Here is a 22862-nt window from a genome sequence, read left to right on the forward strand (position 1 = left end):
GAGAATATGATGGAAGAGCAATTAATACCAATTCAGTGGAAAGATGATGCTTTAGTTTTGTTAGATCAAACGTTATTACCAAATGAAATTGTCTATGAATCTTTTAAAACAGCTGAAAGTGTGTGGGATGCAATACAAGTAATGAAAGTACGAGGTGCACCCGCGATTGGTGTTTCAGCTGCTTATGGAGTGTATTTAGGGATAAAGGAATTTGCTGAAAGTACGGAAGAAGGATTTATGGATGAAGTAAGAAAGGTATGTACATACTTGGCGACATCAAGACCGACTGCAGTAAATTTATTTTGGGCGCTTGAAAGAATGGAAAGTGTAGCGACAGATAATGCTCACTTATCAATCTCACAGCTGAAAAATAGATTACTAGAAGAGGCAAAAGAAATTCATAGAGAAGATGAAGAAATTAACCGTCAAATTGGAGAGCATGCATTAACATTATTCCATGATGAAATGGGAGTATTAACGCATTGTAATGCAGGTGCTTTAGCGACGACTAAGTATGGTACTGCGACGGCTCCAATGTATTTAGCGAAAGAAAAAGGATGGAATTTAAAAATTTATTCGGATGAAACGCGTCCTAGATTACAAGGTTCAACGTTAACAGCATTAGAACTGCAGCGAGCGGGTATTGACGTTACTGTTATTACGGATAATATGGCAGCTATGGTCATGTCACAAGGGAAGATTGATGCAGTAATCGTTGGATGCGATCGTGTGGCAGCAAATGGTGATGTAGCAAATAAAATTGGCACATTAGGCGTATCTATTTTAGCTAAGTACTACAACATTCCGTTTTATGTAGCAGCGCCAACACCGACAATTGATTTAAAGACATCGACAGGAAAAGAAATTCCGATTGAAGAAAGAGATGCTTCTGAAGTGATTAATCGCTTTGGACAATATTCAGCTCCGAAAGAAAGTAAAGTATATAATCCAGCATTTGATGTTACTCCACATGAAAATGTAACAGCGATTATTACAGAAAAAGGGATTGTAAAGGCACCGTTTACGGAGAATTTAAAAAAGCTATTTCAATAAGTAGATAAATATAAAAGTCAGTCATCATAAGCTTCATACTTAGGGGGATGTATATGTTATTACAAAAAGAAAGAGAAGAAATTGTAGCGTATGGAAAGAAAATGATTTCTAGTGGTTTAACAAAGGGAACGGGCGGTAATATTAGTATCTTTAATCGTGAACAAGGTCTTGTTGCGATTAGTCCAAGTGGTTTAGATTATTATGAAACAAAGCCTGAAGATGTAGTTATATTAAACTTAGATGGTGAAGTAGTAGAAGGAGAAAGAAAGCCATCAAGTGAACTAGATATGCACCTTATTTATTATAGAAAGCGTGAAGATATAAATGCGCTTGTACACACACATTCTCCTTATGCAAAGACGATTGCATCATTAGGATGGGAACTTCCTGCAGTATCGTATTTAATTGCTTTTGCAGGCCCGAATGTACGCTGTGCGCCGTATGAGACATTTGGTACGAAGCAATTAGCAGATGCTGCTTTTGAAGGCATGATTGATCGCCGTGCAGTGTTACTTGCGAATCACGGTTTAATTGCTGGTGCAAATAATATAAAAATGGCGTTTACTGTTGCAGAAGAGATTGAGTTTTGTGCTCAAATTTATTATCAAACGAAAAGCGTCGGAGAACCGAAGCTTTTGCCAGAAGATGAGATGGAGAATTTGGCGAAGAAGTTTGAAGGGTATGGGCAGCAGTAGAATGAAACAAAAACACCCTCATGAAAAGATCTTGAGGGTGTTTTTTACGCTTTTTTAAGTAACAAATACATAAAGTAAGGAGCCCCAATTAAAGCAACGACAATACCTGCTGGAATGCCATTAGGATCAACGATATTTCGTCCAATTGTATCTGCTAATAATAATAGCCATCCGCCGATTAAAAGGGCGATAGGCATGAAGATTTGATGTCTTGGACCTACTAAAGATTTCGCGATATGAGGAGCCATTAATCCGATAAAGCTAATTCCTCCTGTTACGGAAACAGCTGCAGCTGCAAGTGCAACGGCTGCAACTAATAAGTACCTGCGTTCTTTTTCAATTTCAATTCCAACGCCGATTGCGACTGGTTCGTTTAATGCTAAGATGTTTAATCGATTTGCTTTATAGAAAATAAACGGAATGAATACGATTAACCATGGGAGCATTGCTAAAACGAAGATCCAGTCATCTCCCCAAATATTTCCGGCAATCCATTTTGAAATAAAGTCTACTTTCATACGATCCGCGGATGAAATAAGGACAATCATCGTTCCAGATAGTGCAAATGCAAAACCGATACCAGTTAATGTTAATCGCACCGGCTGAAGTCCAGTTGATTTACTATATGAAAATACGTAAATTAGAACAGCTGTCAGAAATGCCCCAATAAATCCAACGACAGGTAGTAAGTAAAGAAATGAACCTACGTCTATTGGAAAGTATAAAAAGAAAATAGCAACAGCAACACCAGCCCCAGAGTTAATACCAAGAATACCAGGTTCAGCTAAATCATTTCGGGTAATTCCTTGCAGAATAGCCCCTGATAAAGCGAGAGCCATACCAGCTAATAATGTAATGACAATTCTAGGTAGTCTTAAAGAGTATAAAACGAACTCCTCTTTAAAAGTCCCTTGCCCCATTAATGTTGGGAGTAGTCGATCATAAGATAAAGATGCTGAACCAAGTCCCATTCCAATTACAATGGTTGTGATGATTACTATAAGTAAAGCGAGTATAATGAGACGCTGTTTTCTTAAAATAGATTGCATCATGAGAATGTTTTTCCTCCTTTACGTACAATGAATAGGAAGAATGGTAATCCTACAATCGCGACAATTGCCGCAACTGGTGTTTCGTACGGAGCGTTAATAGTACGTCCGATTGTATCTGCAAGTAGCATAAAGGAAGCTCCAGCAATTGCTGACATCGGTATAACAAATCGGTAATCTGGACCGACAATTGGGCGTACCATGTGAGGTACCATTAAACCGATAAATGCCATATTTCCAACAAGCGCTACAGATGCACCTGCAAGTAAGATAATAATGATAAATAAAATAGTTTTAATAACAATAATTTTTTGACCTAGTCCAATAGCCACTTCCTCACTGAAACTAAGAACTGTCAATTTTTTTGCTAGTAAGATAGCGATAAAGATACTAATTGAAATGACTGGAATAATAATTTTTAATTGGCTCCAAGTTGTTCCAATTACGCCCCCAGCAGTCCAAAGTGATACATCTTGTGAAATTTTAAAGTAAATGCCAATTCCTTCTGAAATTGCGAGTAGAAATGCTGAAACTGCAGCGCCCGCTAATACAATTCGAAGAGGAGAAAGGCCACCTTTTTTCACCATACCAATTCCAAATACCATAATTGCGCCAATTGCAGCACCGATAAAGCAAGCTAACGTTAAGTAAAGATAGCTGATGGAAGGATTGAAAGCAAGTGTTAGTGCAAGCGCAGCATTTGCTCCACCAGATAGCCCTAATAATCCAGGGTCCGCAAGTGGATTTCGTGTTAATCCTTGCATAATTGCTCCAGAAACGGCTAATCCAGCTCCTACAAAAATAGCAGCAACTTCACGTGGTAAACGTATTTCTCGAATAATAGATATTTTGTCTCCTTTAGCGGAGGAAGTGAGTGCTAACCATACACCTTTTATCGAAGTATCTGCAGCACCTAATACCATTGCAACCATAAAAATAAGAAAGAATGCAATTAAGCTTAAAATTAGTTTGTATGTAAAAGCTATAGAACGTGGATTATCATGATCTTTTGTCATTCGTTTCACATCTTTTCTGTTCATAGAATAAAGGAAGAGGAATTCTTAAATTAAGAATTCCTCATGTTTGTATTATTTACCAAGAAAGCTCTTCTTGAAGAAGTCTAGTTGGAAATCTAATGTAAGTGGATCATTGAAATAGAATTCCATCATGTTTGCTTCATATACACGATTATTTTTTACTGCTGGGATGTTTTTATATGATTCTGTCTCTTGGAATGAGTTATCAGTATCTTTGTTTTTACTTACGATTAAGTAATCACCAGCAAATTCAGGTAATACCTCAGTAGATAATGCGTAATAACCTTCTTTTAATGCTTTTTCTTTTACTTTTTCAGGCATTTTTAATTTCATTTCTTGGTACAGAATTTCTGTTCCGCGGCCCCAGTTCTCGCCGTATACATAAAGCTGTTTGTTGAAGTTTTCTACAACAGAAACTGTTGCATCTTCACCGATTTTTGCTTTAATTTCTTTACCAGCTTCTTGTGCACGTTTCTTGAAGTCATCAACCCAAGTTTTTGCTTCTTTTTCTTTGTTTAATAACTTACCAATTTCTAAATGCTGTGTTAAGTAATCAACTTTTCCGTAAGTGTATGTTACAGTAGGAGCGATTTTCTTTAACTTATCGACATTTTTAACATTTGATAAACCAATGATTAAATCTGGATTTAGTTCAGCGATTTTTTCAACATTTTCATCTGATACTTCAGCAACATCTTTAAGTTTACTATCAAAACGTGGGTTTTGTTTAGACCATGAATCTACCCCAACAAGATTTACACCTAATGACATTACGTTACCAGCGAATGATGATAGTACAACAACGCGTTTTGGATTTGCAGGAACTTCTACTTTACCATTTTCAGATTGGTATGTAATTGTTTCTGATTTACTACCTTTTGCATCGTTCTTTTTGTCTGTAGAGCCATTGCTACAAGCACTCATAACAAGAACGAAAAGGACTGTTAGTGAAATAAATAACTTTTTCATCGTCTTTCTCCTTTAACATAGATGATATGTGTATACAATAATTTGTTTAACTGTAATCTTTTTGAAATAGTAGTGGTAATGCAAAATAATTTATTAAAAATCTTGAATATGAGATTTTATAATATAGTAATAACCATATTAATGAAAGAAGATGTAATCTCAAATTTGCTAATTATTAACAAAATGATAATGATTATCACTATTGATTCTTTAAATAATATAATTTTATATAGGTGTATTGTCAATAGTAATTTTGATTGTAAATTTTGCGGAAACAGGTTATATTTTATTGAGAATGATAATCAATGATTAATAGCTGAGGAGTGAGCACGAATGAATCGAGAAGAATTGTTTGATGTAACCGTGATAGGCGGAGGACCTGCAGGGCTTTATTCAGCTTTTTATAGTGGACTCAGAGAAATGAAAACAAAAATAATAGAATTTCAACCACATTTAGGTGGAAAAATACATGTGTATCCGGAAAAAATGATTTGGGATGTAGGAGGACTATTGCCAGTTACAGGTGATAAGTTAATTGAACAACTTGTACAGCAAGGGTTAACATTTAAGCCGGAAGTTGTATTAGATACAAAAGTAGAATCGATTATTCGTAATCAAGATGGTACTTTTACATTAAAAACAAGTACTGGCGAAGAACACTTTTCAAAAACAGTTATCGTCGCAACAGGAAGTGGTATATTGAAACCGCAAAAGTTATCTATTGAAGGTGCTGAGCGATTTGAAGTATCGAATTTAAATTATACAGTTAAATCTTTAAAGCGTTTCAAAGGTAAAACAGTTATTATTTCCGGTGGAGGCAATTCTGCTGTTGATTGGGCAAATGAATTGGAACCAATTGCGAAAAAAGTGTATGTAACCTATAGAAAAGAAGAATTATCTGGTCATGAAGCACAAGTAAAACAACTTATGAACAGCTCAGCGGAGTGTTTCTTTAATACATCGATTACAAAATTAATTGCTGGTGATAATCATGAAGCGATCGAATATGTAGAATTAACAAATCATGAAACAGGTGAGGTTTCTCACTTACCTATTGATGAAGTTATTATTAATCATGGATATGAACGCGACATTACATTATTAGAAAATAGTGAGTTAGACGTTGCAATTATAGATAATTATTATATTGCAGGTAATGCAAATAGTGAGTCTTCAGTAGATGGATTATATGCTGCTGGAGATATTTTAAAGCACGAAGGGAAACTACACTTAATTGCAGGTGCATTCCAAGATGCTGGAAATGCTGTGAATAAAGCAAAGCAATTTATCCAACCAGATGCAAGTGAGTACGGAATGGTTTCTTCTCATAATGAAGTATTTAAGAAGAGAAATCGCGAACTGATTAAGCAGATGATAAAATAATAAGGAACAAGTATACCCCCACATACTTCTCTATTCAAATGGATGAGAGATGTACGTGGGGGTTTTCCTGTTTACTATATTTTCAATCATTATAATGACACCGGTTTCATCAGTTCATATGATATGAACATTTTATTGGTAAAGCATCCTAGAAAACAATTTAGATATGTTTTGCTTACGCAGAACATGGCTAAATTACGCTGTCCCTTTAGCGCGTTCATTAGGAAATGGCATATTTAGTATAGAAGCAATATACTGTTTTCCGTGTTTTCGAGCCAATGATTCTAATATTTGACGGACGCGTTTTGTAAGATGGCCTTGTTTTTTGATGGCTTCACAATATGCGTCATAGAAAGCATATTTAGCCCAAAGGAAATCATCTTGTTGGAATAAGAAATGATTTTTGTACCATTCACCAATTGTATGATAACAATTGTTTTCATGTATTGCTGTGCTTTGAGAAAGAAAACGATCAGATAAAGATACATTCAAATGAGAAATTGTGTTTTCTGTTTCAACTTGTAGTGTTTTTTCTAACATTGTAATGATGTGACGAGTAGCCATATGTTAACTCTCCTTTGTGTAAATGGGTAATACCATTCTATATTTAAAAAATTCTTACTATATAATACTATACAATATATGGAATGCATCTACCTGCTTTTTGAACTGCATTTACAAAATCTTTTTTATTTGTTTACAAAAATAAAGTAAAGTAAGATACAGTATAGATGAAAAAATAATAAAGGAATGAACGCATTGTATATAACAGTAGAAGAGACTGCGGAGTATTTGAATTTACCAAAATCGTATATTGAAGAGTTAATTCAGCAAAAGAAAATTCGTGCGCTATTCGATGGAGAGCAATATTTAGTAAATAAAGAACAATTTAATACACATTTAGAACAAATGGAGAAATATAAGCAATTAGTGGAAGAAATATTGAACGAACCAATTCCAGAAGATATGGATGTTAAAGACGAAGATTAAACTATGGAAAATCCCTTATGAAGATATGCAGAAATGTATATTCATAAGGGATTTTTTGTTTGAAGATATCAAAAACATAAGGAGTCCTTAGCCTTTCTTCAAATTTTGATAGGTAGTAGTCTACCATGTTAAAAGCATATTTTTTTCTAGCTAGGACAAACATAGAGAACGTAACCTGTACAGATACATATACTATCAGTGCAAAAGCTTATAAATTAATGGAAGGGGTTTTCTCGTGAGTTTATTTCATTGTGATTTTCTGAAAGACTTAATTGGATCTTTTGTGAGAGTAAACAGGGGTGGTCCAGAATCTCAAAAAGGGACAATAGTCGCTGTATGTTCGGATTACTTTGTATTAAAGAATGAAAAAGGAGAGCTCTATTACTATCAGATTCGTCATCTGAAAAGTATTACAAAAAATGTGAAAGATTGTAAAACAGATGATTGCAGATGGTTGGAATGTGAATGTGAAGATGACTTTGAAAAGTTACTTCAAAGCTTCAAATATTGCTGGGTGAAAATTAATCGTGGTGGCCCAGAGAAAGTTGAAGGTATTTTACAAGATGTTTCTTGTGAATTTGTGACACTAATTGTAAAAGAAGAAGTTATATTAGTTGCAGTATCTCATATTAAGAGTGTAACAGTACCTTGTAGAGAGAGCGAAGAAAGCGAAAGTGAAAGTAATGATTCAGGTCGAGCTCGCGCACAAAGACAGTCAAGAAGAGGAAGATAATAAGAAAGGAGGATACAAATTTGGAAAGTATATTATGCTGTGAACAAATTAAAGGCTTAGTCGGTGAGACTGTAAAAGTAAATCTTCGTGGACCAGAGAGTCGAGTGGGGGTACTTGTATCGTTAGGAAGAGATTACCTTACATTACAACTTCCTCTTGGTGAATTAGTATATTACCAATTGAAACATGTGAAGAGTCTAGTTAAGAAAGTGAAAGAAAGTAAATGTGGCGATGGCTATGTTTCATGTTTCTGCTCTGATGATGATACTTTCGTCGATGTATTACGTGACTTGAAGTATAAGTGGGTAAAGATTAACCGTGGCGGCCCAGAGTGTGTAGAAGGCCTATTAAGTGAAGTGCATGAAGAATGTATTACGCTAGTAAACGGTGATGAAGTTATTTATATCATTAATTATCATATTAAGAGTGTGAGTCAAGTAGTGAAATGTAAAAAGAATGAAGATGAATAATGTTTAATAAATAAGAGGGGCATTATGAGGGAAAGAGAAGAACAATTTCTTATTTCGATAGTATGAAAAGGAATTACTTACTATTAAGACAGAACATTGCCCTGATTATTTTTTTGAAACGGAAGATAGGAAAGCTAAAATTCATAGGAAGGAGGATATAGATGAATGAGTTAAACAAAAGTATTGGGGAAAATATATATGTTAAATTAATCGGTGAAAAAAGGTTTAAAGGTATATTAATAGACGTAGGAAATGACATTATTGTTCTTTACAATGGACAAGACTATGTATATATATCTTTATATCATGTACAATACTATAAATTTTTAAGACCACATGACGAAGACATACTAAAACCAGATGTTGATTCTGTAATTAAGAGGGAATCCCCTTCAATTTCTTTGAGAAAAGTATTAAGTACTTCTAAAGGGATTTTTACAGAAGTTTATGTAGCAGGAAATGCTCCAATACATGGTTATGTTACAAGTGTGATGAACGACTATATTGTTTTTTATAGTCCGGTTTATAAAACGGTATATATATCTTTAAAGCATTTAAAATGGTTAATTCCGTATAAAGAAAACCAAGTACCGTATGCCCTCAATAAAAATGAACTCCCCGTAAATCCGTTAAATATTACATTAGCTAGAACATTTGAAGAACAGCTTATTAAAATGACTGGGAAAATTATGGTGTTTGATTTAGGTGAGGAGTCCAATAAAATTGGAAAAATGGCGAAAATTGATGAAGGTCATATTGAAATATCAAAAGCACGTGATGCAAAAATGTATGTGAATATTCAACATGTAAAATCCGTCCATTGTCCGTAGATTAGTTGGAAGGGCTGACTTTTTCTTTTATATGCAGAAGAAAAGGTCGAGCCTATTTGTTTTAGTTTAATTTGAAGATGAGGGGAAAAATGAATTGAATATAAACATAGTATAGTGTGATTTTTTAAAAGGTAACTTTACACTAACTTATAAAAATTGTGTACGAGCTATCTTTTTATGTATTCAATTTATTTTTTGAGGAGGAGCTGCTCAACTAATTTATTAAAGGGGTTTTGTTTGTGGAGCAGTTTCCGAATTCGTTATCAATTACATTGCTTGGTAGTGCTGGTGGAGCAGCAAAAGCAGTTTTAGCAATTTTAAATCAAGCGATAGCAAATGAAAAAGATCCAATTTATGAAGTATTAAAGAATGCCAAATTTCATTTGGTGGATATAAAACAAAAAGATAGGACTTATTATGATGATTTGTTTTCGAATTTGAAAAGTCAATTATATTTATATGAAATAAACCTTCAAAATGTAGTGGAATTTAAACAACATTTAAAAGAAAAAAGAACGAGTGTTGTGATTGATGTTTCAGGGGCAGATACAATTAGAGTATTAAGCTGCTGTAATGAACTAGGAATTTGTTATATTAACTCAGCCTTGGAAAATGAGGCAGTAGATCAGGACGATAGCTTAATCGGCTTTCAGCTTACGGAAAGATATACAAGGTTTGAGAAGGAGAAAGAGAAATTTACAAATACAAAAGCGATTATAGGTGCAGGTATGAATCCAGGTGTTGTTCAATGGATGGTTGTTGAGCTTATGAAGGAACGACCAAATGAAAGGCCAAGAGCATGTTATATTGTAGAACATGACACATCGTTTTTGAATGATACAGCACTTATAAAGCCACATACACTTTATGCTTCATGGGCAGTAGAGCGATTTTTAGATGAAGCAATCTGGAGTTATCCGATGTATATGAGTCATCATCGTCCTCTTTACTTTTATGAAGATGTATATGCTTCAGAGTATAAAGTGAAGTTAGGAGAAAAAGAATTCTATGGTTGTTTAATGCCACATGAGGAAGTATTAATTTTAGGGAAAAACTTTAATATGGAAGTTGGTTTTCTTTACCGAATTAATGAGTATACAACAAATATAATTAGACAGAACTTAGATCAAGTAGAAGATTTATGGAACTGGAATCGTAAAGTGTTTAATCCAGCGGAAGAAGAGGTTGCTGGAGAGGACTTGGTCGGTGTGTTACTCGTTTATGAAAATAGTGAGACATATATGTATAATGTGATGAATAGTAGCCAAGTTTTTCGTAAATATAAAACGAATGCAACGTATTTTCAAGTAGGGTGCGGGATTTATGCGGGCTTGTCCAGTTTACTTTTAGATCAATTTGAACAAGGTGCTTATTACGTTGAGGAGTTGTTATTAAATACAGAAAGTAAGTACGGTGAGTATTTAAATTTATATATGAAGGATTTTGTAATAGGGCATAATAATTTTACGGATGGATTGTTACATGACAGGGTAAGATGGATGTAAGTTGTTACCAAAAGGAAGGGGAGATCTCCTTCCTTTCATTATTATAAGGTTAAATATTGCCCTGAAAGCAATTTCATACTTATACTTTAAGGAGATAACAATGAAAGTTTTTTGTATCGATCAAGGGGAGTTTTTATATGAATAAATACAAGAGCTTGATTTATGAAGAAAGAAGAGCCTTAAAGGTATTTATATTATTATTTTATATTATATTCTTTTTATATGACGCTATATATTATTTTGTATATCCTGCTATGAATATTAGTGGAACAGCGGTAGGTTGGCCAGAAGGTAGTCTTGGGATAGGTGTGCCTATATTTGTAATAGCATTATTTCCTATTTCTATATATCTTCAAAAAAGAGGGTATGTATATTCTGTAAAATATTTATTTTTATTTGGGTACATGTTTATCAATCTTGTGAATAATTTAATGATTTATTTGCGAACGGATAGACCTTTTGAACATGGTAGTATGGTAGAAATGTTATTAATTTTATTTGCCCCAGTTTTCGTGAATAGAAAATACTTTTATTTAGTGTCCTTTAGTGTAATTGGAAAGTACGTATTTTTCACATTGCTATTACAAGATTTAAAAGTGGTAATTCCACTTGTTTTATGTATATTCTATTTCATTATTTCACATTCTTTATTAAAACGATTTCAATCTTATGTAAGAACAGTGGTTGAAATGATGAACAATATGAAAGAGACGGAAAATTTAGCTGTGATTGGGACTATGTCTACAACAATTGCCCATGAAATTCGAAATCCGCTAACAGCGTTAAAAGGGTTTACGCAAATGCAAAAAGAAAGAAATCCAACTGATACGATGAGCTACGACATTATGCTACAAGAAATTGAAAGGGTTAATGGATTTGTTAGTGAATTGATGTTGTTAGGAAAACCAAAGCCAACAAATTATGAAAGGTGTAATATACGAGATATCCTTCTATATGTTGTGCATCTAATGGAAAGTTATGCAACGCAATATAGAGTTAAATGTCATATACAAGTAGATGGGAATTTACCGGCTATAAACGGTGATGATAAGCAATTAAAACAAGTGTTATTAAATATCATTAAAAATGGAATAGAATCAATGCCAGAGGGCGGAGAAATTCATATCCGTGCATATCAAAAAACGCAAGGACATTTGTGTATTTCTGTTGAAGACCAAGGATTTGGTATAGAGAATGATAAATTAGAAAAAATCGGCAAGGCGTTTTACACAACAAAGGAGACTGGTACAGGACTTGGGTTAATGATTACATATAAAATTATTAAGGAACATCAAGGGAGTATCACGATCCAAAGTAGTCTAGGAGTAGGAACGAAAGTAGAAATTTTTCTGCCGACCGTTTAATGTATTGGGAGAAAAGATTTTTCAGAAAAGTGTTCTTGTTGTGTAAATATAAACATTTTATAAAATGTTTCAAGAAGGGTTTTTTTTATAAAATACTTCGTTTATAATGGAGGAAAATATCGACATGAGATTGATTGCTCATGTAGCGGTTCAGTGGTGTTATGAAAAGATAAGAAGGGGTGCACACGCATCCTTTTTTCTATGCAGATATTATGAAAGAGGTGGTATGATGGAATTAACATTAAATTCGACTGTATGTTTACACACGATTCAATTTCGAAAAGAGCAAAAGAATTATATTGTAAAAGATACAATTACAGGAGAAAAATATGAAATGCCGCCACTTTGGATTGATGCATTGGCAATGATGCGTGACGGTTTTTTATTGGGGGAAATTGAGGAGAAATTAAAAGAAGAGTATCCATCCGAAGAAGTGAATATGTTAGCATTCACGAGGCAACTGTTAGAACTAGAACTTGTTGAAATGGTAGATGGAGAAGAGATAGCTTGCACAAAGAAGAAAGAGATAGATTGTTTAGCTTGGGTGCGTCCCCGTGTGGAACAATTCTTTCTTAATTTAAATAGAAAATATAGAAGCAAAGACCAATAGTGGCCTTTGCTTTTTTTATAGGCTGTGTTTAAAAAATAACAGCAAATGCTCTTGCGAAAGCACCGTCACTATTTTTAATTTTTAAAGGTGCTGCTGAGAAAAAGAAACGTTTTGTTTCGATAGCATCTAGATTTGTTAAGTTTTCAATTAAGTAAATATTATTCCCTAGTAATATGTGATGAATCGGTGATGTTTCTGTTGTGACTTCATCAGGAGAAATGAAATCTAAACCGATAGATTTTACTTTTAATCGCACTAGTTCTTTAGCTAATTCTTCAGAAAGATAAAATGCTTCCTTCTCATAAGCCTCTGTATTCCATTTGGTGGATAGATTAGAATGAAAAATAACAATATCACCTTCTTTTATGTCAGTATTATGCAATACTGCCTTAGGTAATTTTCGCTCTTGAATATGTGTTACATCTATAAGAACAGCTTCACCTACAAATTGATCCAGCGGTAATTGATCGATGGTCGTTGCGCCTGAAATAAAATGCGCAGGAGCATCACAATGCGTGCCAACATGAACGACAGAATGAAAATCTGTAACTTGATAGCCTGATTCTTCAACACTTGTAACAGCTTCTAGTTGTATTTTAGGTGTTCCAGGAAATTGAGACATATTATTTTCAAATGTTTGCGATAGATCAATTACTTTCATTTTACATACCTCCAATATATGTTTTTCAAATAATAAAAAGCTCATCCTTCAGTATCAAGAAAGATGAGCTTTACATGCTAGTTGAGTTTTATCTTCCAAAATGCAATGCATTTTGCAGGAATTAGCACCTATTCAGTTTGTATAAACTGAGGTTGCTGGGCTTCAAAGGGCCGGTCCCTCTGCCTCTCTTGATAAAGAAGTATTCAGTTTTTAAAATCGGAATTTTCCGATAGTTAAATTGTAATTCATTTCCTTTTTTCGTGCAATACAAAATAGGTATTCACCCAAATAAAGCTGCTCGCATATTGTAGCTTATGTAAATAGAATGCTGCGAAGGAGTGAGTGCAGTGACAGGAAATGTATTAAATTATTATGCTGGTGGTAATACAGCTAGGGGATTTCACAATTTATACGAAGAGAATTTAAAAGGATTAGACAGATTATTTATCTTAAAGGGTGGCCCAGGAACGGGAAAATCTTCTTTAATAAAGGCAATAGGTCGTGAATGGATTGAAAAAGGATATGATATTGAATTTTTACATTGTTCTTCTGATAATAAATCGGTTGATGGTGTAATTATCCCAAAATTAAAAGTAGGAATTGTTGATGGGACATCGCCGCATGTTATTGAGCCAAAAATGCCAGGAGTTGTTGAAGAGTATATAAATTTAGGAATTGCTTGGGACTCAGATAAACTAAGAAAGCAGAAGTTAGAAATTGAAAGATTTGTTTCAGAAGCAAGCAAAGCTTTTCAGTCTGCTTACGCACGTTTTAAAGAGGCATTGGTTATACATGATGAGTGGGAGAAGATATATATTGATAATATAGATTTTAATAAAGCAAATGAACTAACCAATCAGCTAATCCAGAAATTATTTGCAGATAAAAGCGGGAGACAATCGCTTGTAAAACATCGTTTTTTAGGAGCTGCTACACCGAAAGGAGCAGTTGATTTTGTTCCTAATTTAACAGAAGGGTTACCACATCGTTATTTTATAAAAGGGCGCCCAGGCTCTGGAAAATCAACGATGCTCAAAAAGTTAGCTAAGGCAGCTGAAGAAAAAGGATTTGAAGTTGAAGTATATCATTGCGGATTTGACCCGCATAGTCTTGATATGGTTATCGTAAGAGAATTAGGCTTTGCAATTTTTGATAGCACCGCACCACATGAATATTTTCCAAGTCGCGAGGGTGATGAAATTATTGATATGTATGCCCTTATTGTTACGCCAGGGACGGATGAGAAATATGCGAAGGAAATTCGTGATGTTTCCATTCAATATAAAGCAAAAATGAATGAGGCGATGTCTTTCTTAGCGAAAGCAAAATCGGTTCGTGATAAATTAGAACGAATTTATATTGCTGCTATGGACTTTTCAATAGTAGATGCATATAAAGAGGAGATTCAAAAAGAGTTTGAACGAATTGCTACTACTGTAATCGAAAAGCAACAATAGACGTTTCATTAGGCTGTCAGTAATTTCTGACAGTTTTTTTGGTATGTAGTAAAATTAGTATTGTATTTGTCGAATTTCCAAGGAAATAATCAAAAAATGGAGGTGTTATGCAATGAGAGGGAAAATCGAGTCGGAGTTAGAAAGAATTGAAAAAGAGAATGATGTGAAAATTTTATTTGCGGTAGAATCAGGGAGTCGTGCTTGGGGTTTTCCATCGAAAGATAGCGATTATGATGTTAGGTTTGTTTATATACATCCGGTAGAATGGTATTTATCAATTCATGACAAACGAGATGTAATTGAATATCCAATTAGTGATGATTTAGATATAAGTGGTTGGGATATTAAAAAGTCTTTGCAACTATTCGCGAAGTCGAATCCTGCTTTACTTGAGTGGATTCGATCACCAATTTTTTATTCGAAAAACTCTAATTTTCCAGAACTACTTCAACAGATGAGTGAGAAGAATTTTGATCCAAAAGCAACGATATATCATTATTTACATATGGCGTCGAAAAATTATCGTGAATTTTTGCAAGGTGAGAATGTAAAGCTGAAAAAGTACTTTTATGTATTACGTCCCATTTTAGCTTGTAAGTGGCTAGAAGAGAAAACGACTTTACCTCCTGTAGAATTTGACCGATTGATTACAGAATTATCATTAGAACGTAGCGTATTAGATGAAATTGAAAAGTTGTTAATAAAGAAAAAAGCAGGTACTGAATTAGATGTTGGATTGAAAATTAAGGTGCTAAATCAATTTTTAGAAGAACAAATTCATTACTATCAGCAATATGTAAAAGGAATTGAAAAGGGATCAGGAATCGATATTGAGAGTTTAAATACATTGTTTCGAGATATGTTGTTTGAAGCATATGAAAAAGAGCACAAGTAAGTTTGTGCCCTTTTTATTTTGTAGGAATGAAGAAAACAGATATAGCTGCGATAAGACCTGCAAAGGAGAATAAGTAAAAATTCCATGCTAAGTCATATTGCATTGTCATAATAATACCGACGAGAATTGGGCCAGCAATTGCACCAACTCGGCCAAGCCCCAGTCCCCAGCCTAAGGAGGTAGCTCGGATATGTGATGGGAAGTATTGTGTTACATATGCATTTAATATTTGAGTAATACCGACTGATCCAATACCAGCAAGGCCAATTAAAAGATAAATGATTGTAACAGATGGTTTGATTGTTAATAGTCCGATACATATGGCTGCCATAAGATAAGAGATGCTAATAACAATTTTTGCTCCTATACGATCAGCAATTGCTCCAGCGAATAATGCGCCGATAGCTGCGGTAATATTTAGCATAAGTAGAAATGACAGACTAGACCCAAGAGGGTATCCTGCCTGGCGCATCATCTGTGGTAACCAAGTGTTTAAACCATATATTAAAAACATTCCCATTATATAAGTGATCCAAAAAAGTAGCGTTGCTTTTATGTATTCTTTTGAGAATAAAGTAAAAAATCCATTTTTCTTTCGTATAGTAGATGGGTCTTGATGAGTTTTATCTTTTACATGAAATTCAATTTGAAAACGATTAAGAATTTGGTTCACTTCTTCTTGGCGATTACGTGATAATAAAAATTGAATGGACTCGGGTAAATAGCGAATAATGAAAGGAATGAGGAGTAGTGGAATCATTCCGATACCAAACATAATTCTCCATCCGAAATCTTCTAACATAAGCATGGACAAAATAGCACCTAACACGATACCTAAAGGATAGCCAGTAAACATAAGAGCATAAATAAAAGATTGCCTTTTTTTTGGTGAATATTCAACAGTAAGTGCTGAAGCTGTTGGGATAACACCGCCTAATCCGATTCCTCCTATAAATCGAGATAATCCAAATAACTCAGGAGAAGGAGCGATAGCCGCTAAACCCATTGTGATAGAAAAAAGTGCTAAACAGCATATAAGCGTCCATTTACGCCCAATTAGATCTGTAATCGTTCCAACTAGAATAGCCCCAATAAACATCCCAAATAAAGCATAGCTTGCAATTGTACCAGCATGCGCTGGTGATAGCGCCCAGCTTTTGTCTTCTAGGAGCTTTGGTAGAACGGCACCGTAAATACCTAAATCATATCCATCAGCTAAAATGGCTAGCCAACAAATAAAAACAACAAGTTTTGTAATAGAGCTTGGAAAGATAGTTTCTGTAGATTCTAGATGAGGTGGAGCTGAAGGTTGCATAATATTCACCCCTTTTAATTTGTAGATGAATATATTATTTTATTTAATGTTAATATTTTCCTCCTTGTGTCGAATTTTATCTGAAAAGGGTTTATAACAAATAAAGAAGTTCAACAGTAATTTTGTTGAACTTCTTTATTTGTTTACTCATTATCAACTCGTTTTAACGGTTGATCTGCTGGGCCTTCAAGAACGTCTCCCTCAATTGAAAAACGAGAACCATGGCAAGGGCAATCCCAAGTACAATCACCATTATTCCATTCAACTTCACAGCCGAGATGTGTACAAGTTGTATCGACGATATGTAATTTTCCTTCTTTGTCCTTATAAGCACCTGCTCGTTTACCGTTAACATGTACGACAGATCCTTCACCAACTTCGAGATCTTCTGGCTTACGTAATGCGGTTTCAATCTTTCCTGCAATTAAATGTTTCGCAACATCAATGTTTTGGGAGAGGAACGTTTTTATATCTGGATTTGCATGGAAGCGTGATGGTGCATACAGTTCTTTATAGGGACTGTGAACTTTTAGGATGGAGTCCTTCAGTAGGTGAGCGGCAGCAGTTCCAGTTGTCATTCCCCATTTGCGATATCCAGTTGCAACAAATATATTTGGATTTCTTTCGTTAATATGTCCGATATAAGGAAGCTTATCTAGAGTAATTAAATCTTGTGCTGACCATCTATAAGGAACTTCATCTATTCCAAAAGTGGCTTCAGCAAAAGAATAGAGTGCTTCATAATGAAGCATTGTATTTATTCCCTGACCTGTTTTATGACTCTCTCCGCCAATCAAAATTAATTTTTCTCCATTGTTTGTTATATAGCGTAAGGAGCGCTTTGGATCATCAATACTTAAATACATGCCACCTGGATACTCCATTTTTGCTTTTATTGCAAGAGCGTAGGAGCGTTCTGCGTACATTCGCGTAAAGAAAAAGCTATTCGCATCATAAAAAGGAAAATGTGAACAAGAGACGACATATTCACAAGTGATATGATGGCCCTCTTTTGTAATTATTTGTGGATAATCTCCCTTTTCCACATCCATAGCTGTTGTTTGTTCATAGACCTTTCCGCCCATCTCCACAAACTTTTCTAAAAGTGTTTTTAAATAAAGAAGGGGATGGAAGTGTGCTTGATTTTTCATTACAAGCGCAGATTGTACTGGAATAGGAATCGATAGAGATTGAACATAGTCACAAGGTATATTTAATTTTTGATAAGCTTCATATTCTTTCGATAAATTTCTTAATCCGTTATCAGTAGTTGTATATAAATATGAATCTTCATTTGAGAAATTACAGTCGATTTTATATGTTTGAACAGTTTTATTTATGAATTGTAGAGCCTTATTATTTGATTCATAGTAAATCCGGGCCTTTTCTACACCGAAATGATTTATTAATTCATCATAAATAAGATCATGTTGTGCTGTTACTTTCGCTGTTGTATGCCCAGTCGTTCCGTTTAAAATACGGCCGGAATCAATTAAAACAACATCGACGCCTTCTTTTGCAAGTAAATAGGCAGTAGTAATACCTGTAATACCAGCACCGATAATAGCAACTTTCGTCTTTATATTTTCGGATAAACGAGGGAAAGTAGGAAACTGAGTAGATTCAATCCAATAAGATAGCGGCAGTTGTGGAAATGTATCACTTGTCATTGCGGAAACCTCCTGATTTTAGAACAATTTTCCTTTTAATATTTCCATATTATATGAAATTCATGTGTGTTGTTTTAGAAGTAGTCTATTTTTATTAAAAGAGGTTATAAATTATTTTAATATAATTAATTAGGTGGGGCATTATGAAGTAGTAGGATTTATATAAAACTAAATTCAAGTGATTCAGTTTTGTTGATTACATAGGGAGTTATTGAATGAGATAGAGTCTATGGTGTTTAAGAAAATGTCTATATATATTGGGTAAATCCTTATGGAATCTATACATTTTCTTTAGTGAAATAAAGTATGATTATAAAAATATAACCACCTTTTATTACTAGGTCATAAAAGGTGTTGACAATATAGAAATTCTATTGTTATGATTCATCATGTGGAAAGGTTGATAGAGAGTAAAAAGAGAAATGTTTTTCATTGATAATAAAAGCGAAAAATAAGTGACGATAGAGTGAGTATATTTTCCTTATAATAGATGCTTTTTGGATCACCTAGTAAAATCAATCTGGAAGCAAGAATTAATATATGTAAGTTGCGCAAGGCGCGGCATAAGAAAGGAGCAAAAGGATGAAGGAGCTTCATACGTTTGGGTGGTATGCAGCACGTGTATCACCACATTTGCCGAAAAAAGCATTTAAACCAGTGCCTACTCGTTTATTTGGTGGACTGGCTTATTTGCTTGTGGCATTGGCGGGGTTAATAGCGATTGGTGTATTTGAATTGAATGTGTGGGCGAATCTAGGAATTGCAATTGTTCTTGGATTATGTTTTGCTTCACTTGGATTTTTAGGGCATGAAATTTTACATGGAACTGTTGTAAGAAAGGCATGGCTTCGTGACTTCTTAGGCGCGATTGCATTTATGCCATTATCAACAGGGCCAAAGCTTTGGAGAAAGTGGCATAATGCAACGCATCATGTTCATACACAGCATGAAGAGAATGATCCAGATGCATGGCCGACACTTGAGAAACTTAAGAAGAGTAAGTTTTTGAGTTGGGTATATCGTATGCCCCTTCATGTACGTTCATTCTTTAGTTTTCTGTCACTAACAATTCAATTTACATTGCATTCGACTCGAATGTTCTTTCATTTTATAAAAGAATTTAAGTCATCCAATCAAAAATCTGTATGGCTTCAACTTCTTTTACCTTGGACAGTTTGGATTAGTTTATTGTTTATTATGGGACCAGGAAAATGGTTATTTGCATATGTCATTCCGTTGTTAATTGCTAACTTTATTGTAATGGCATATATCGCAACAAATCACCGCTTAAATCCAATTGTTCCAGTAAATGATCCATTAGCAAACTGTTTATCAGTAACAGTGCCGCGCTGGGTAGACGTTTTACATTTCAACTTCTCATATCATACAGAACATCATCTGTTTCCTGCTATGAGTTCAAAATACTATCCGTTAGTAAAAGAGAAGATTAAAGAAATGTGGCCGGAACGCTATCACGAAATGCCGATGACAAAAGCATTGGCAGCACTTTGGAATACACCACGTGTGTATTATCACGGAAGTGAATTAGTTGATCCGCATAGAGAGCATTTCTATGGTTCTTTAGGAAATGGACTAGATCCTCATAATATTTCATATCGTGAGGAACATATAGAAGAAAAAGAGAGTATTAAAAAAGTAAATCAGTAAAAATAGATGTATTTTATAGCAAAAAAGCAAGCTCTTAGTGAGCTTGCTTTTTTGCTATAAAGAAACTTCTTTCTTGTTTTTTCTGCTTACTTGGACGGAGTTAGTTTCTTTTCGTTGTAATCGTTTTTCTAAAAGATTAACAAAATAAGTAAATAGAAGAACAAGTACGAGATAGTATGCACCAACGATTATGTAAGTATCTAATTGTTGGAAGTTACCTGCTGCAATTGATAAACCTGATCCCCATAATTCGGACATTCCTACATAAGCAACAAGTGAAGAATCTTTTAATCCGATAATAAATTGGTTTCCTAGAGGAGGAAGAGACAGACGAAATGCTTGTGGTAATATAATTCGTCGCATAGCTAAAGGATAAGGCATGCCTAAAGAGCGAGCTGCTTCTAATTGTCCCCGGTCAACGGATTGAATAGATCCACGGAAAATTTCCGTAATATATGCACCGTTATGAATTGCTAAAGCGATTGCTCCTGCCCAAAAAGGGGTGAAAACAACAACGGATGTAATTCCAAAATAGAGAATGGCAATTTGAACAATTAAAGGTGTACCACGAATAATAGCAATGTAGACATGAGCGATACTATTTAAAACTTTATTGTTAGAGATTCGAAAGAAAGCGAATAATAATCCAATTAATGAACCGAGTACTAGGGAAGTTAATGTTAATTGTAATGTGACAATAGTAGCTTTTAAGAGTGTGGGATAGGAAGAGATAAAAATTTCAAACATGCGTTTCACCTCATATTGTATAGATTTTAGTAGAGAATGAAATGCCCCACATAAAATGAACACTTAATCAGTGGGGCACTGTTTATGAATCTTTTGAATGGCTAACTTACTTACTTCGTTTTTTCCTCTTCACCAAGAATATTACGCCCGAACCATTTTTTACTGATCTTTTCATACGTACCATCTTTAATGATTTCATCTAACGCTTTATTTACTTGCTCAACCATTTCTTTATCATCTTTGCGGATAGCAATTCCCATTTCATCAAGATTTAATGGTTTTCCGGCTTCTTTTATATTCGATTTTCCTTCTTTTATCATACGTAGACCAACCATTTGATCCGTAATTACTGCATCAACACGCCCAGGCTCTAAGTCCATAAGAGCAGTAATATCGCTGTCATATTCTGTGATTTGATCTGTATATTTTGCAACAAGATTTTTAAAGGTACTAGCTTTTACAACACCAATTTTCTTACCTTTTAAATCTTCTGGAGAAGAGATAGCGGTATTCTTTTTAGCCACAAAAATTTGGGCGCCAGAGCGATAGTACGGATTTGAGAAACCAACAGCTTTTAAGCGCTCCTCTGTAATTGCCATACTACCCAGTATTACATCATATTTCTTCGCTTGAAGACCTTGAATCAGCGTTTCCCATGGGTTTGTAACGGGCGTAGCCTTCATGTTCATCTTTTTAGCAAGAGCTTCACCGATTTCTACATCAAAGCCGACAAGTTTGCCGTCATTTTCTTTATAGTTAAAAGGTTTGTATAATCCACTCATCGCATAGCGAAATTCTTTTTCACCATTTGATGAAGTAGTAGAGCTTTCTTTGCTACAAGCTCCTAGTATGAAGGATGTACATAGTGTAATGCTCGCAACAATGGTTAATAGTTTTCTTTTCATAAAACCCCTCCTATATATTGATCATACGGATGGTTTTTTAGTATGTTATTGAAATATTTTATTTGGATGATTAGTTGTGCACCGTATGAATATATTCCTTTTCGTTTGAAACAGAAGTTACATTATAAAACGTTGCGTAAAAATTGTTTTGCTCGTTCATGTGATGGAGCTGAAAAGAATTGTGCTGGCGGAGCATCTTCTACAATCTTTCCATCGTCCATAAAGATGACGCGATCAGCTACATCTTTTGCGAAATTCATTTCATGAGTAACAATAACCATTGTCATCCCTTCTTCAGCAAGTTCTTTCATAACTTGCAATACTTCTCCAACAAGTTCAGGGTCTAAAGCTGAGGTAGGCTCATCAAATAGCATAATCTTAGGGCTCATTGCAAGAGCTCGTGCAATGGCAATGCGCTGTTTTTGACCACCTGAAAGAAGATGAGGAGTTACATCCGCTTTATCTTGAAGGCCGACTTTTTGGAGAAGTTGATTTCCAATATCCTTTGCATTTGCTTTCTCTAATTTTTTTACGTGAATAGGTGCTTCTATGATGTTTTCTAGTGAGGTCATATGAGGAAAGAGGTTAAAGTGCTGAAAAACCATACCGACATTTTCACGGACTTTATTTAAATTTGAATGCTTTGGATCAATTCGCTCACCTTGTAAGTGAATTTCGCCTTCATCGTACATTTCTAAAAAGTTAAGACAGCGAAGTAATGTACTTTTACCAGAACCACTGGCACCAATTAAAACAACAACTTCTTTTTCTTTTACTTCTAAGAGGGTGTTGCAAAACTAAAATAAATATGCAATGTTATGAATCAGAAAAACTAGCTGAACATGCAATAGATAGC

22 protein-coding genes, 1 pseudogene and 1 riboswitch are annotated in these 22862 nt (G+C 34.5%); of the genes and pseudogenes, 13 read left to right on the plus strand and 10 right to left on the minus strand.

Translation table 11 applies throughout. The features are described 5' to 3' along the window. The first annotated feature begins 6 nt into the window (after window positions 1-6). Together mtnA and ACQRBL_RS01745 are read left to right on the plus strand one after the other, a co-directional pair. The gene (gene mtnA, locus ACQRBL_RS01740) at window positions 7-1053 is read left to right on the plus strand and encodes an S-methyl-5-thioribose-1-phosphate isomerase (protein ID WP_061666185.1); all 1047 of its coding nucleotides are present in this window, start codon (window positions 7-9) and stop codon (window positions 1051-1053) included. 53 nt (window positions 1054-1106) lie between these two features. Then, a complete protein-coding gene (locus tag ACQRBL_RS01745) occupies window positions 1107-1748 on the plus strand; it encodes an L-fuculose-phosphate aldolase (protein ID WP_098519472.1) in 642 nt (213 codons plus the stop codon). A 44-nt stretch (window positions 1749-1792) separates the two neighbouring features. On the opposite strand, the gene ACQRBL_RS01750 is transcribed toward ACQRBL_RS01745, so the two are convergent. Genes ACQRBL_RS01750 through ACQRBL_RS01760 form a run of 3 tightly spaced genes read right to left on the minus strand, consistent with a single transcriptional unit; the run spans window position 1793 to window position 4803 of the window. Beyond that, entirely contained in the window at window positions 1793-2800 is a 1008-nt protein-coding gene (locus ACQRBL_RS01750; protein ID WP_000983749.1) for a FecCD family ABC transporter permease, read from the minus strand. Further along, window positions 2797-3837, minus strand: a complete 1041-nt coding sequence (locus ACQRBL_RS01755; protein WP_411996503.1) for a FecCD family ABC transporter permease — start codon at window positions 3835-3837, stop codon at window positions 2797-2799. Before ACQRBL_RS01755 ends, ACQRBL_RS01750 begins: the two co-directional genes overlap by 4 nt. Window positions 3838-3885: 48 nt before the next feature. Beyond that, window positions 3886-4803 carry an iron-hydroxamate ABC transporter substrate-binding protein gene (locus tag ACQRBL_RS01760; RefSeq protein WP_000732579.1) on the minus strand — a complete coding sequence of 306 codons (918 nt, stop codon included), beginning with the start codon at window positions 4801-4803 and terminating at the stop codon, window positions 3886-3888. Window positions 4804-5136: 333 nt separating this feature from the next. Between ACQRBL_RS01760 and ACQRBL_RS01765 the strand changes: the two genes are divergently transcribed. Continuing rightward, on the plus strand, window positions 5137-6186 hold the full coding sequence (locus tag ACQRBL_RS01765; protein WP_001078267.1) for an NAD(P)/FAD-dependent oxidoreductase: 1050 nt from the start codon (window positions 5137-5139) through the stop codon (window positions 6184-6186). A gap of 195 nt (window positions 6187-6381) precedes the next feature. On the opposite strand, the gene ACQRBL_RS01770 is transcribed toward ACQRBL_RS01765, so the two are convergent. Then, a complete protein-coding gene (locus ACQRBL_RS01770) occupies window positions 6382-6750 on the minus strand; it encodes a hypothetical protein (protein WP_000235474.1) in 369 nt (122 codons plus the stop codon). Between the two features lie 186 nt (window positions 6751-6936). On the opposite strand from ACQRBL_RS01770, the gene ACQRBL_RS01775 reads away from it, so the two are divergent. From ACQRBL_RS01775 to ACQRBL_RS01805, 7 genes are all read left to right on the plus strand, one after another. Continuing rightward, entirely contained in the window at window positions 6937-7176 is a 240-nt protein-coding gene (locus ACQRBL_RS01775) for a helix-turn-helix domain-containing protein (protein ID WP_001998970.1), read from the plus strand. 235 nt (window positions 7177-7411) lie between these two features. After that, window positions 7412-7909, plus strand: coding sequence for a spore coat protein (locus tag ACQRBL_RS01780; protein ID WP_411996502.1), 498 nt, complete (start codon window positions 7412-7414; stop codon window positions 7907-7909). Window positions 7910-7929: 20 nt separating this feature from the next. After that, the gene (locus tag ACQRBL_RS01785; RefSeq protein WP_000443836.1) at window positions 7930-8379 is read left to right on the plus strand and encodes a hypothetical protein; all 450 of its coding nucleotides are present in this window, start codon (window positions 7930-7932) and stop codon (window positions 8377-8379) included. 161 nt (window positions 8380-8540) lie between these two features. Further along, window positions 8541-9209: a hypothetical protein gene (locus tag ACQRBL_RS01790; RefSeq protein WP_001004268.1), complete on the plus strand. Its 669-nt coding sequence runs from the start codon at window positions 8541-8543 to the stop codon at window positions 9207-9209. 239 nt (window positions 9210-9448) lie between these two features. Beyond that, window positions 9449-10714 (plus strand): S-adenosylmethionine decarboxylase related protein, encoded by a 1266-nt coding sequence (locus ACQRBL_RS01795; protein WP_071731328.1) that lies wholly within the window; start codon window positions 9449-9451, stop codon window positions 10712-10714. Between the two features lie 137 nt (window positions 10715-10851). Beyond that, entirely contained in the window at window positions 10852-12078 is a 1227-nt protein-coding gene (locus tag ACQRBL_RS01800) for an ATP-binding protein (protein ID WP_001046108.1), read from the plus strand. A gap of 229 nt (window positions 12079-12307) precedes the next feature. Further along, window positions 12308-12688 (plus strand): hypothetical protein, encoded by a 381-nt coding sequence (locus ACQRBL_RS01805; protein ID WP_000424116.1) that lies wholly within the window; start codon window positions 12308-12310, stop codon window positions 12686-12688. Window positions 12689-12716: 28 nt separating this feature from the next. Here the strand turns inward: ACQRBL_RS01805 and ACQRBL_RS01810 are convergent, their stop codons facing one another. Next, a complete protein-coding gene (locus tag ACQRBL_RS01810; protein ID WP_000862979.1) occupies window positions 12717-13349 on the minus strand; it encodes a cyclase family protein in 633 nt (210 codons plus the stop codon). 85 nt (window positions 13350-13434) lie between these two features. Then, window positions 13435-13547: riboswitch (SAM riboswitch) on the minus strand. A gap of 149 nt (window positions 13548-13696) precedes the next feature. Between ACQRBL_RS01810 and ACQRBL_RS01815 the strand changes: the two genes are divergently transcribed. After that, window positions 13697-14806, plus strand: a complete 1110-nt coding sequence (locus ACQRBL_RS01815; RefSeq protein ID WP_000147459.1) for a PRK06851 family protein — start codon at window positions 13697-13699, stop codon at window positions 14804-14806. Between the two features lie 112 nt (window positions 14807-14918). Then, on the plus strand, window positions 14919-15701 hold the full coding sequence (locus ACQRBL_RS01820) for a nucleotidyltransferase domain-containing protein (protein WP_065481848.1): 783 nt from the start codon (window positions 14919-14921) through the stop codon (window positions 15699-15701). 13 nt (window positions 15702-15714) lie between these two features. Here ACQRBL_RS01820 and ACQRBL_RS01825 read toward each other — a convergent pair whose 3' ends face one another. Together ACQRBL_RS01825 and ACQRBL_RS01830 are read right to left on the minus strand one after the other, a co-directional pair. Then, entirely contained in the window at window positions 15715-17016 is a 1302-nt protein-coding gene (locus tag ACQRBL_RS01825; protein WP_001183082.1) for an MFS transporter, read from the minus strand. Window positions 17017-17159: 143 nt separating this feature from the next. Continuing rightward, a complete protein-coding gene (locus ACQRBL_RS01830; RefSeq protein ID WP_411996501.1) occupies window positions 17160-18686 on the minus strand; it encodes an FAD-dependent oxidoreductase in 1527 nt (508 codons plus the stop codon). A 582-nt stretch (window positions 18687-19268) separates the two neighbouring features. On the opposite strand from ACQRBL_RS01830, the gene ACQRBL_RS01835 reads away from it, so the two are divergent. Beyond that, entirely contained in the window at window positions 19269-20354 is a 1086-nt protein-coding gene (locus tag ACQRBL_RS01835; protein WP_000661208.1) for a fatty acid desaturase family protein, read from the plus strand. Window positions 20355-20408: 54 nt separating this feature from the next. On the opposite strand, the gene ACQRBL_RS01840 is transcribed toward ACQRBL_RS01835, so the two are convergent. The 3 genes and pseudogenes from ACQRBL_RS01840 to ACQRBL_RS01850 form a co-directional block, all read right to left on the minus strand. Beyond that, the gene (locus ACQRBL_RS01840; RefSeq protein WP_003269335.1) at window positions 20409-21164 is read right to left on the minus strand and encodes an amino acid ABC transporter permease; all 756 of its coding nucleotides are present in this window, start codon (window positions 21162-21164) and stop codon (window positions 20409-20411) included. 47 nt (window positions 21165-21211) lie between these two features. Continuing rightward, window positions 21212-22006: an ABC transporter substrate-binding protein gene (locus ACQRBL_RS01845; protein ID WP_078994491.1), complete on the minus strand. Its 795-nt coding sequence runs from the start codon at window positions 22004-22006 to the stop codon at window positions 21212-21214. 122 nt (window positions 22007-22128) lie between these two features. After that, a pseudogene (locus ACQRBL_RS01850) lies at window positions 22129-22788 on the minus strand (amino acid ABC transporter ATP-binding protein); the annotation flags it as partial. Between the last annotated feature and the right edge of the window lie 74 nt (window positions 22789-22862).

The organism is Bacillus sp. AF62, assembly GCF_050312695.1.
GTDB lineage: Bacteria > Bacillota > Bacilli > Bacillales > Bacillaceae_G > Bacillus_A > Bacillus_A cereus.

What these genes read in the sequence shown, in the direction of transcription:
- mtnA (WP_061666185.1), top strand. Translation starts at nt 7, where the DNA reads ATGATGGAAGAGCAATTAATACCAATTCAGTGGAAAGATGATGCTTTA.
- ACQRBL_RS01745 (WP_098519472.1), top strand. Translation starts at nt 1,107, where the DNA reads ATGTTATTACAAAAAGAAAGAGAAGAAATTGTAGCGTATGGAAAGAAA.
- ACQRBL_RS01750 (WP_000983749.1), bottom strand. Translation starts at nt 2,800, where the DNA reads ATGATGCAATCTATTTTAAGAAAACAGCGTCTCATTATACTCGCTTTA.
- ACQRBL_RS01755 (WP_411996503.1), bottom strand. Translation starts at nt 3,837, where the DNA reads ATGAACAGAAAAGATGTGAAACGAATGACAAAAGATCATGATAATCCA.
- ACQRBL_RS01760 (WP_000732579.1), bottom strand. Translation starts at nt 4,803, where the DNA reads ATGAAAAAGTTATTTATTTCACTAACAGTCCTTTTCGTTCTTGTTATG.
- ACQRBL_RS01765 (WP_001078267.1), top strand. Translation starts at nt 5,137, where the DNA reads ATGAATCGAGAAGAATTGTTTGATGTAACCGTGATAGGCGGAGGACCT.
- ACQRBL_RS01770 (WP_000235474.1), bottom strand. Translation starts at nt 6,750, where the DNA reads ATGGCTACTCGTCACATCATTACAATGTTAGAAAAAACACTACAAGTT.
- ACQRBL_RS01775 (WP_001998970.1), top strand. Translation starts at nt 6,937, where the DNA reads ATGAACGCATTGTATATAACAGTAGAAGAGACTGCGGAGTATTTGAAT.
- ACQRBL_RS01790 (WP_001004268.1), top strand. Translation starts at nt 8,541, where the DNA reads ATGAATGAGTTAAACAAAAGTATTGGGGAAAATATATATGTTAAATTA.
- ACQRBL_RS01800 (WP_001046108.1), top strand. Translation starts at nt 10,852, where the DNA reads ATGAATAAATACAAGAGCTTGATTTATGAAGAAAGAAGAGCCTTAAAG.
- ACQRBL_RS01805 (WP_000424116.1), top strand. Translation starts at nt 12,308, where the DNA reads ATGGAATTAACATTAAATTCGACTGTATGTTTACACACGATTCAATTT.
- ACQRBL_RS01810 (WP_000862979.1), bottom strand. Translation starts at nt 13,349, where the DNA reads ATGAAAGTAATTGATCTATCGCAAACATTTGAAAATAATATGTCTCAA.
- ACQRBL_RS01820 (WP_065481848.1), top strand. Translation starts at nt 14,919, where the DNA reads ATGAGAGGGAAAATCGAGTCGGAGTTAGAAAGAATTGAAAAAGAGAAT.
- ACQRBL_RS01825 (WP_001183082.1), bottom strand. Translation starts at nt 17,016, where the DNA reads ATGCAACCTTCAGCTCCACCTCATCTAGAATCTACAGAAACTATCTTT.
- ACQRBL_RS01830 (WP_411996501.1), bottom strand. Translation starts at nt 18,686, where the DNA reads ATGACAAGTGATACATTTCCACAACTGCCGCTATCTTATTGGATTGAA.
- ACQRBL_RS01835 (WP_000661208.1), top strand. Translation starts at nt 19,269, where the DNA reads ATGAAGGAGCTTCATACGTTTGGGTGGTATGCAGCACGTGTATCACCA.
- ACQRBL_RS01845 (WP_078994491.1), bottom strand. Translation starts at nt 22,006, where the DNA reads ATGAAAAGAAAACTATTAACCATTGTTGCGAGCATTACACTATGTACA.